Consider the following 10963-nt stretch of genomic DNA (forward strand, 5'->3'; position numbering starts at 1 on the left):
AACACTCATATTATCATATTACTAATTTTATATTATTAAATATTATATTTGATTAGGATACATTAATGATTGATGAAGAAGCTATATATAATTATGATGTCTTTATAAGTTCTAAAAATACGGATTTAGACAGTAAATGGGCTAATTGGCTTATTAAAGAATTTGAAAATTGGAGTGTGCCTAAAGAATTAATAAAAAAAGGTTTTCAAAAAAGAATAGGAAGGGTATTTAAAGACAGCGAAGAATCTTCAGAAAATATCAATATAAATACAGAAAAAGCATTGATACATTCAAAATATTTAGTAGTAATATGCTCAAAGAATAGTAAAAAATCTAAAAGAATAGAAAATGAAATAAAGATATTCAAAGAATTAGGACGTTCTGAAAGAATAGTTGCCTTATTAGTAGACGGGGAACCTTATGAAGCTTTTCCTAATGAATTAACATTTATAGAAGAAAACGGTATAATAAAAAAAATAGAACCGCTTGCTGCTGATGTAAGAAATAAAACAGATCAAAAAGAAAAAGAAACTAAAAAAATAGCATTATTAAAAATATTATCATGTATATTGGCCTGCAATTTTGATGATTTAAGGCAAAGAGAAAAAAGAAGAGAAAAGAGAAAATTTAGAAATAAATTTATAATTTTATTATGTATTTTAGCAGTATTATCATTAACCGTAATTTTAATATGGGATTATAATAGATTAAAAATAACTTACTATAATAATTTTGTATATCAATACGGACTTCCTAAAGGCATAGGAAAATTAAAAAAGTCTATGTATTTAAAAAGAGCTGTTACATATATATTTGAAGAGCAGAGACGTGTTTTAAAACAGGTAAGAAGAGTTAATAGTTTTGGAAGATTAAGAGATGATGAAAATAATTTTAATATAAGCGTATGGATTCCAGAAGCTGATGTATCTGGAAATGTAAAAAGAATAATATGCAAAGATCATAATAATAAAATAGTAATGATTAGAGAATACAGCTCTGATTTAAAAATAATAGAGTTTCAAAATGAATTTAATCTTCCATTTGTATCTGACGGAAGTTCTATAGTGAGATATGAAGTAGAATATAATGATGAAGGATATATTACCAATGAATTTTATTACAGAGATTCTTGGAATACATTTGTATCAGATATAGACGGCTTTTACGGAAAAAGATACGAAGTTGATAATAATGGTATGATAATAACAGAATACGGCATTAATATGCAAGGAGAAAACATCATAAACAGAAACGGAGTATTTAAAATAAAATTCTATTATGACGGACTATACAGTATTATAAAAGAAGAGTTCTTGGATAATGAAAATAATTTGTTTTATAATACGCATAAAGATTACGGATATTCATATATAAAAAAAGAATATGACAAATACGGAAATCTTATAAAAAAATCATTCTTTGACAATAATCATAATAGAATAATACCTTTAAATAATTTTTATTCTTCTGTATATTATGAATTAGACAGTTTTGGAAATATATCTTGTGCAAATTATTTGGATTCTAAAGATGAATATATACATTTCTCATACTCAAAATGTTATTTCAAATATGATGAATTAGGTAATAATATATATACATATTTTCAGAATATGAGTAATCAAAATGCATATCATACAAACGGTTATTCAATATGTTCTGTAAAATATGATAATAATGATAATATAATAGAAAAAATATATTATGATGCTAATACAAATATTTCTTTTATGAAAGACGGCTACTCTATAAAAAGAATAGAATATGATAACAATTTTAATAAAAAATCTGTTTCATACTACGGAAACTACACAAATAAGATTTTAAATAATTATAATTATCATAAAAAATTAATAATGTATAATGATCATAATAGGATTACTAATATTTCATATTATGATGCAGATAATGATAAGATTAATGCTTATGTATACAGCCATGAATATTTAGGTTATGAAAGTTATGCTTCTCATTTAATAGAATATGATAAAAAAGGTAATATTATAGAAAATGCCTATTTAGATGAAAACGGAAATTATAAAAATATATCATCAGGATATGCAATATGCAGATACAGTTATAATGATATAGGGCTTCCTACTGAAGAAACTTATTATGACAGTAATGAAAATAAAACGGTTTATCTTAATTCAAAAAAATGGTTTTACGGATTTCATAAACTTACACGTGACTACGACGATAACGGCAATGTCATAAAAATTTTATTTTATGATGTAAATGACAATTTATACTTAGCAGACGGAAAATTTGAGTACTGGATATTTGATAATGCCAAATGTGCAGGACTTATATATGAATATAATAATTCAACAAGAAGTAAAATTATATATTTAGGAACTAATCAAAAACCGATAAACGCTGCTAAAGACATAGCTATAATAAAATTTGAAAATGTTTATATAGACGAAGTAAAACAAATAATAGATAAAGATATAAAATGCAATAGCTTTCAAAAAGAATCCTATTATGATATTAATGAAAAACCAATACTAGTATACGGATATCATAATAACTATGCAGGAGATAATAACGGAGAGAAAATATCTATATTTACAGGTATCAGCAATGAACTTGTTATAAATACAAATGCGGCTTACGGCTGTGCTTATCTTATATATAAATATAGAAATCCTTTTAACAACAAAGATGAACTGACATATTATGATACCAATAATAATAATATGCTTAATAGTTTTGGATATTATAAAAGAATAAACACTTTTGATGATAAAGGTATTAATATTATAAGCAGAGAATATTATGATATTTATAATAACCCTACTTTTTTAGCAGATCGTTTTTATAAAGTAGAGTTTATTTATGACAGTTCTGGAAACTTAATATATGAAAAACATTATGATACAAATAATAATATGATATCTGACAGCGTAGATAAATATGCTCTATCAGTCAGAGAATATGATAACAATAACAGAATGATAAAATGCAGCTTCTATGATTTAAATAATCACCTTACTGAAAGCCGATTTGGATATGCCAAGATGACCATTGATTATTACTCCAATGGAAAATCATATACAAATTACTATAACAAAAATAATGCTGTAATAAAATAATTATAAATAAAAATTATAAATATATAAAATTTTATATAATAATTTATTTACTTATAAAATTACATAAATGAAATATTTTACTTGAAGTTTTATAAAAATATGTTAATTAATATATAAAGATATTTAATTAAATACAGTTTTTGACAAAGGTATTATATAATATGGATAGTTTGGATCTGGATTCACTTATAAAGCAGATGGATTTTGCTCTTTTAATAACAGCTTCACAGCAGGAAGAGGATTGTTTTAATATAATCATAGATACTGCTGTATCAATAACAGATGCTGAAGCAGGACATTTGCTTTTATTAGACGATGATATGGAGTATTTGGTATTAAAAGCATATAAGACAATAAACAATGAAAAGGTTGAAGATTTTAAAGTACATATAGGCAGGGGTATTGCAGGAAATGTATTTATGTCTGGACAGGCTTTAAATATTGCTGATGTATCAGAAAATAAAGAAATGTATAAATCGGTAAGTTCTGCTTTGCATGATACAGAAAATACTATAAAAATAGAAATAGACGATATAGCAATAGTACCTATAAAAATAAAAGATGAAGTTATAGGAGTTTTAGAGGTTATTAATAAAAAAGATAATTCTCATTTTTCGCAGCAGGACATGAATCATTTATATTCATTTGCAAAAATAGCTTCTATTGTTATTGAAGATAATTACACTGATAGAAATATAAGAGAAATATTAGCTTCATCGCTTAAAGATATTTCTAAAAGAGAAAAAGTTATTAAACAGCTTGATGAGTATACTAAAAATCCAATATTAAAAGAAGCACTGGAAATTTCAAATCTTTTAAATAAAATAGGAAATATAAATGAAAGAGAATTAGCTTTCTGCAAACAATTTTTGAATAATTATTTAGTTCATTTAGAAAAAATGCTGTTAAGGAAATAAATTATGAAGTCTGAAATATTCCATATAGATAAAGATGATATATTAAAAGGTTTGAGCGGAAAGGGAGTAAAAATCGGAATTATAGACAGCGGTATAGAAGCCTCTCATGATGCATTTAAAGATAATAACCCAATAAAAGGCGGGGTTGTAATAGAATACGAAAATGATGAAGCCGTTATTAAAGATTATAAAGGATATGATCAGTACGGACATGGAACTGCATGTGCTGGAATAATACATTCTATAGCTAAAGAGGCAGAACTATACAGCATACAAGTATTGGGAAATAAATTGTCTGGAAAAGTAGATGTATTTTTAAAAGGTTTAGAGTGGGCTATAGAAAACAAAATGGATATTATCAATTTGAGTTTAGGAACTACAAATCAGACATACAGCAGTAACTTTTATAATCTATTAGACAAAGCATATTATGAGAACATAACTTTAGTTGCTGCTGATAATAATGAACCTATACCAAGCATACCGTCAATATTTTCTTCAGTAATATCTGTTGAAGCCATAGCAAGCGATGATAAATATGAGTTTTATTTCAGAGACAGCAACTGCATAGAGTTTTTGGCAAGAGGCTTATATGTAAAGGTACCTTGGGTTAACAATTCATATATGACAATGCTTGGAAACAGTTTTGCCGCTCCGCATATATCAGGGATAGTTGCTCTCCTTAAAGAAAAAAATAAAAATCTCTCACCGTTTGAAATAAAGAGTATATTAAAAAATATAAGCAGTAATGACAGCAAATAACTTTTACATCAATAAAAAACTATTTGCCAATATGATAAAAAAATATATATTATATCATAAATAATAAAGATATAAAAATATAAATGGAGAATACATGAAAATATTAGGTATAGATACTTCCTGCGATGATACTTCTGCTGCTATAGTGGAAGACGGAAATAAAGTTTTATCATCAGTATTAAGTTCATCAATAGACGCTCATAAAGATTTTCAAGGAGTAGTTCCAGAAATTGCCGCAAGAAAACATTTGGAAGCTATACTTTATGTAATAGATAAAGCTATAAAAGATGCTGATACCTCATTAGAAGAAATAGATTTATTTGCAGTTACAAACAGACCAGGGCTTTTGGGATCTCTTCTTGTGGGAGTAGGAAGTGCAAAGGCATTGGCTTTTTCATTAAATAAACCATTACTAGCATTAGATCATATAGCAGCACATATTTATTCCCCTCATCTTACAAATAATATAGAGTTTCCATATATAGCATTAGTTGTATCTGGAGGTCATACTATAATAACAGAAGTTCATGACTACGGAGAATATAAAGTTGTAGGCACCACATTAGATGACGCTGTGGGTGAGGCTTTTGATAAAGTATCCAAGTTTTTAAATCTAGGATATCCTGGCGGACCTATAATAGACAGACTTGCAAAAGAAGGAAATAAAGAAGCCATAAAATACCCTGTTATTTTACTAAACGGCATAGATGAATACAATTTCTCATACAGCGGACTTAAAACAGCATGCGTATACTCAACAAAAAAGTATTTAAAAGAAGGATATGAAGCCACAAATGAAAATATAGCTGCCGCCTTTCAAATAAGTGCCATAGAGCCTTTATATATAAAAGCTCTAAAATATGTTCAAAAAAGCGGTATAAAAAGAGTTACATTATCTGGAGGTGTTGCCTGCAATAGTTATCTTCGTGAGAGATTTGGAAACTCAAAAGATTTTGAATGCTATCTTCCAGCTTTAAAATACACTACCGACAATGCCGCTATGGTAGCAGGACTTGCATATTATATGAAAGATAAAGAAAGTTTTGCTGATTATAGTTTGGACTGCTCTTCTAGGGTACTTAATAAAAAGTATAATAAAAACAAGAGTATTAAATAGTATTTTTGTTATTTATAATTAAGGCTTTAACATTATAATAAATACATTAATATTTTTGTATCTGTTATAATGTAAAGCCTTAAATGTTCTATACTGTTTGTTTATTTTTCAATCAGCCATTCATCACCATATTTTTTAACCTCTAAAATTACAGACTCTCCTGCATCATTACTTATGCATAGAGAATCTCCATCATAATTTACTATATCTTTAAGCGTCATTTCATTAGTTATAATATTAAGATAATAATCAATTTCCTGAGCAGCCAAAAACCAGTCAGCATCCATACCTTCTATAACTCCGTCACTTTGTTTATTTTCTTCCAAGTGCTTTTTTATTTCTTCAAAACTATTTTCTAAATTTTTAATATAATTGTCAGAAAAATATCCAGAGTTCTCAAATTTGGATACATAGAGATAAACATTTTCCATATTAATCTCATAATATCCTCCGCCCTCAAAATCAAAATCTACAGTTTTATTAAAAATATCATTTAATTCACCATAATTTTCAGCATACCATCTGCAGGCATTATAATACGCTTTTTCTCTAGTACTTTTATCATCAGCATTTATTATTTCAGGAGCTTTTTTATATATGCCGGTAAATCCATAGCTTCCGTTAGGCTCTGCTACCATAATAGTATCAGAATTTATAGGCTGAATAGATATAATATAACCTCCATCAGCACCTACAACCTCTTCATAATCTAAAGTCTGAGAACCTATACCGCAATAAGGTTCAACATACTGATTTTCTTGTAATATCATTTTACTAACATCCGTGCTTTGAATATTAGTTACTATTTGCCCGTTTTCGTCTGTAGTTATGTTAATAGAGTAAAAATAGAAAGTTTCATCATTATTTTTCTTTAATTCTATAGAAGCATTATAACCATTTGTATATAAATTATTAAAATTATAAGTATTAATATCCCCTACTTCTTCTGGTTTGTAATCTGATTCTGATATTAATATACCTTCAAGTCTTTCATTATATTCCAGAAAAGTTACATCTGCTTTATTCTCATAAGGGAAATTATCAAAGTTAGGATTTTCTTTTACTTCTCCGTAATAATAATTAGAATAATAATTTTCTTTTTCCCATTTAGTAATTATAGTTTCATTAGGATCGCTTTCATAACCTTGATAATTATCTTCATAAAGAATTCCGTTTTTTACAGAAAAGCCTTTATAATTTGTAGCAATATTACTTGGTCCTTTTTCGTACTTATCCTGTATATTATAAAGTTCATAATAATAGGCATTAGTTCCGTCTTTTGAAGATTCAAATATATAATTTTTATCTTCTCTATAACTTCCATGCTCAAATACGTATTCTATATCTCCGTTATCTTTGAAAGTGTATTTAGCACTGCCGCTTATAATTATTTTATTTTTTACCTTATCCAAAAACGCAGCATCTTCCTGTGATAATATTTTTACTGCTGGTATAGTTTCATTTGACTGTACTGTTTCATTTGTATTAACAGTATTTGCATTAGTTTGATTATCAGTTTTATTACCGCATTGAATTATAATTAAAGATATTATTGTAATGAGTAAAAATATTTTCTTCATATATATTCCTTAAATCATATTATAAAAATAAGTATACTATATAGATGTATTTATTTCAATATAAGTATTATTAATTATATATATACTGAAAATTTTTAAGTTTGTCAATTTTTAATTGTTCTTTTTCCCGCCGCAAAAAGAACCAAAAAGTGCAAGTGTTGAAATTATTATTAAATCGTACTAATCATGTTTTATATGTAGGATAAATTGCTAAATTCAGCATAAAATGTAGCCTTTCGCGACTGCGGGCTGTGCCTGCTTCTTTGCGGCAATACCACAGGCACTTCCTACGGTCGCAAAAAAAGCGGGGGGTTGCGTAGCACACAGTGCGGTGGGCAAAGCCCCGCAAATATTTTAAATTTAAAAAATTAATTTTTGACAAATCATATTTGTTTAGGTATATGCTAAAAAACTTTATAAAATAAAAAGGCTCTACCAACATAAAATTTGATAAAGCCTCATAATTTCAAACTAAATAAAATTAATTAGACTGCTTTTTAAACACTCCGCTAAATCCATAGCTTCCATGATTTTCAACTAAAACTAAAGCATCAGAACTTATAGGAGTTATATCTATCATATAGGTAAAATCCGCACCGTAAGCTTCACCATACTCCATAGAATTGTCAAATATCTCACAATAAGGCTCAACATACTGATTTTCTGATAATATCATTTTACTAACATCTGTACTTTGAATATTAGTTACTGTCTGTCCGTTTTCATCTGTAGTTATGTTAACAGCATAGAAATAGAATGTTCCGTCATCATTTTTCTTTAATTCGATAGAAGCATTATAACCATTTGTATATACATTGTCAAAATTATAATTATTAATATCCCCTACTTCTTCAGGCTTATAATCTGATTTTGATATTAATATGCCTCTTGATATTCTATTGTACTCATCAAAAGTTACATCAGCTTTATTCTCATAAGGGAAATTATCAAAGTTAGGATTTTCTTTTACTTCTCTGTAATAATAATTAGAATAATAATTTTCTTTTTCCCATTTACTCATTATTGTTTCAATAGGGTCGCTCTCATAACCTTGATAATTATCTTCATAAAGAATTCCATTTATTACTGAAAAGCCTTTATAATTTGCAGCTATATTGCTTGGTCCTTCTTTGTATATATCTTGTATATTATAAGTTTCATAATAATAGGCATTAGTTCCATCTTTTGAAGATTCAAATATATAATTTTTATCTTCTCTATAACTTCCATGCTCAAATACATACTCTATATCGCCGTTATCTTTGAAAGTATATTGAGCATTTCCGCCCATTAATATTTTATTTTTTACTTTTTCTAAAAATGCTGCATCTGCCTGTGATACTATTTTTTCTGACGGCATAGTATTATCTGACTGTACGGTTTCATTTGTATTAGAAGTATTAGTTTGTGTATCTGTTTTATTACCGCATTGAATTATAATTAAAGACATTATTGTAATTAATAAAAGTATTTTTTTCATATCAATCTCCATAACAAATATAGTATAATATAATTACAAATATATCAACAGAATATTATAATAATCTAGCAACTAAAAGTGTGATATCATCAAACTGAGGAGTTTTTCCTCTAAACGAAATAGTTTCATTTACTATATCATCAACTAATTCTTTAGCATCATCATAATCATTTTTAAGAATATTTTTAAGTCTTTCTTCACCGTATTCTTCTTCAGCTTTATTGAAAGTTTCAGTTATACCATCGGTATATAAAATAATAGTATCTCCATTAGAATAAGAAAGCTGTTTATTTTGATAAGAAGCGTCTTCAATAAATCCTAAAGGCTTACCATGAGTATGCATTTCAAGTATAGAATCTAAAGTGCTGATATCATATTTTTTTAGTAAATATTGAGTTAAATGTCCTGCATTAGAATATGTAATAGTTTTATTTTCAGTATCAATAACAACCAAGAAACAAGTAACAAACATACCATTATTAGAATCTTTATATATATGTTTATTTGCAGCTTCTAATATTTTAGCAGGATCGTCCATTTCAGAAAAATAAACTCTAAGTATAGAGCGTGTCATAGTCATAAAAAATCCAGCACCTAAACCTTTACCAGATACATCGGCTATAACAAGAGCATATTTAGTATCGCTTATTTTTATATAGTCATAAAAATCTCCGCCTACATTTTTGCTAGGTATGCTCACCGCTGCTATATCAAATAAACCGTCATTAGGGAACTCTTTAGGAAGTACGCTTTTCTGAAGCTGTTCTGTAAAGTTAATCTCTTCTGTTAGAGATTCTTTTATTTTTGACTCTTCGGATAATAATACATGCATATAATTCTCGCCTATCTGCTGAGCCAACATCTCTAAAAGCGATAAATTACTTAAATTAAATGCCTTATTAATATTTCTCTCTGTAGCTGAAAGAAAACCTATTATCTCATCTTTTGCTACAATTGGAGCTACCATAAAACTATTTCTTTTATATCTAAGATTTTTATTAGGTCTGAATCTGCTGTCTCTGTCTACATCAAAAGAATAAACAGGCTTTCCAGTACTAAGTACTTCAGAAAGAACATTATCATCAACAGTTACAACACCATATTTAAGTACATCTTCATCTATTCCAATACCAGCCTTAAACTTAAAAACGCCATTCTCTTTTAATATAACTGATACCCTATGAGCCTCAAATGCTTCACATACTATGCTAATATTATCATTAAGTATTTCTTCTATAGTTTCGCATTTATTAATAGAAATAGACATCTGATACAAAGCACCAACCTCATAAGCCCTTGACTGTGCTCTGTCATATACCATTTTATTAACTAAAGCTAAAGATACAATATTTGCAAATAATGACATTACAACTGTATCCTGCTCTATAAACTTACCATTTTTTTTATTTATTAAAAACAATGAACCTATATTTTTTTTTCTTACTTTTAGAGGTACAAATAATATATTTTTAAGATCTTCTCCTAAAATCTCTTTCATAGGAATAAAAGCAGAATCTTCCTGAGGATCATTAGAATATAATGAACATGATGTAGTATAAGCTCTTACAGCTAAAGGTCTTTCGCTGTCAATAATATTTCCGAAGAATTTACTTCCCAAAGGACCTATAGACATTTCATAGTGAAGATTATATAATTCCTGATCCACCAAATATAAAAGAATAGAATCTGTGTACATTATAGTTTTTATTTCTGATATGATTGTAACTAGAGTTTCATCATGATCGCTGCTGGCATTCATTCTTTTGATAATACCTGAAAATACTTCAAGCTGCTTTTCGGGATTATCTACTATATCATATATATCCACACAATACCTCTAAATGTTATTAGTATATACTATTTTATTATATCATAGTGTATTTTATAGTCAACATATATTTTTTCTTTTTAGTGTTTAAGAGCCATAGATATTGCACAGTTTTAGTTTAAAAAAAGGAGGTATTCCTTATAATTTAAATTATCACAACAAACAAAAAGGAATAGCTATG

At 27.3% G+C, this 10963-nt stretch carries 7 protein-coding genes; 4 read left to right on the top strand and 3 right to left on the bottom strand.

Going from position 1 to position 10963, the window contains the following annotated elements:
• The first annotated feature begins 65 nt into the window (after positions 1 to 65).
• The 4 genes from Q1X91_RS07815 to tsaD all read left to right on the top strand — a co-directional run bounded on the left by Q1X91_RS07815 (position 66) and on the right by tsaD (position 5894).
• Positions 66 to 3098: a toll/interleukin-1 receptor domain-containing protein gene (locus tag Q1X91_RS07815; RefSeq protein WP_300755467.1), complete on the top strand. Its 3033-nt coding sequence runs from the start codon at positions 66 to 68 to the stop codon at positions 3096 to 3098.
• A gap of 161 nt (positions 3099 to 3259) precedes the next feature.
• Positions 3260 to 4015, top strand: coding sequence for a GAF domain-containing protein (locus Q1X91_RS07820; protein ID WP_300755469.1), 756 nt, complete (start codon positions 3260 to 3262; stop codon positions 4013 to 4015).
• A 3-nt stretch (positions 4016 to 4018) separates the two neighbouring features.
• Positions 4019 to 4777, top strand: a complete 759-nt coding sequence (locus Q1X91_RS07825) for a S8 family serine peptidase (RefSeq protein WP_300755471.1) — start codon at positions 4019 to 4021, stop codon at positions 4775 to 4777.
• A gap of 94 nt (positions 4778 to 4871) precedes the next feature.
• Positions 4872 to 5894: a tRNA (adenosine(37)-N6)-threonylcarbamoyltransferase complex transferase subunit TsaD gene (gene tsaD / locus Q1X91_RS07830; RefSeq protein WP_300755473.1), complete on the top strand. Its 1023-nt coding sequence runs from the start codon at positions 4872 to 4874 to the stop codon at positions 5892 to 5894.
• A 101-nt stretch (positions 5895 to 5995) separates the two neighbouring features.
• On the opposite strand, the gene Q1X91_RS07835 is transcribed toward tsaD, so the two are convergent.
• From Q1X91_RS07835 to Q1X91_RS07845, 3 genes are all read right to left on the bottom strand, one after another.
• Complete coding sequence (locus tag Q1X91_RS07835) at positions 5996 to 7474, bottom strand: hypothetical protein (protein ID WP_300755476.1); 1479 nt, start codon at positions 7472 to 7474, stop codon at positions 5996 to 5998.
• A 481-nt stretch (positions 7475 to 7955) separates the two neighbouring features.
• Positions 7956 to 8954, bottom strand: a complete 999-nt coding sequence (locus tag Q1X91_RS07840; RefSeq protein ID WP_300755478.1) for a hypothetical protein — start codon at positions 8952 to 8954, stop codon at positions 7956 to 7958.
• A 55-nt stretch (positions 8955 to 9009) separates the two neighbouring features.
• Positions 9010 to 10782, bottom strand: a complete 1773-nt coding sequence (locus Q1X91_RS07845; RefSeq protein ID WP_300755481.1) for a SpoIIE family protein phosphatase — start codon at positions 10780 to 10782, stop codon at positions 9010 to 9012.
• Positions 10783 to 10963 lie beyond the last annotated feature (181 nt).

It is taken from the genome of uncultured Brachyspira sp., from assembly GCF_949287625.1.
Lineage (GTDB): Bacteria > Spirochaetota > Brachyspiria > Brachyspirales > Brachyspiraceae > Brachyspira.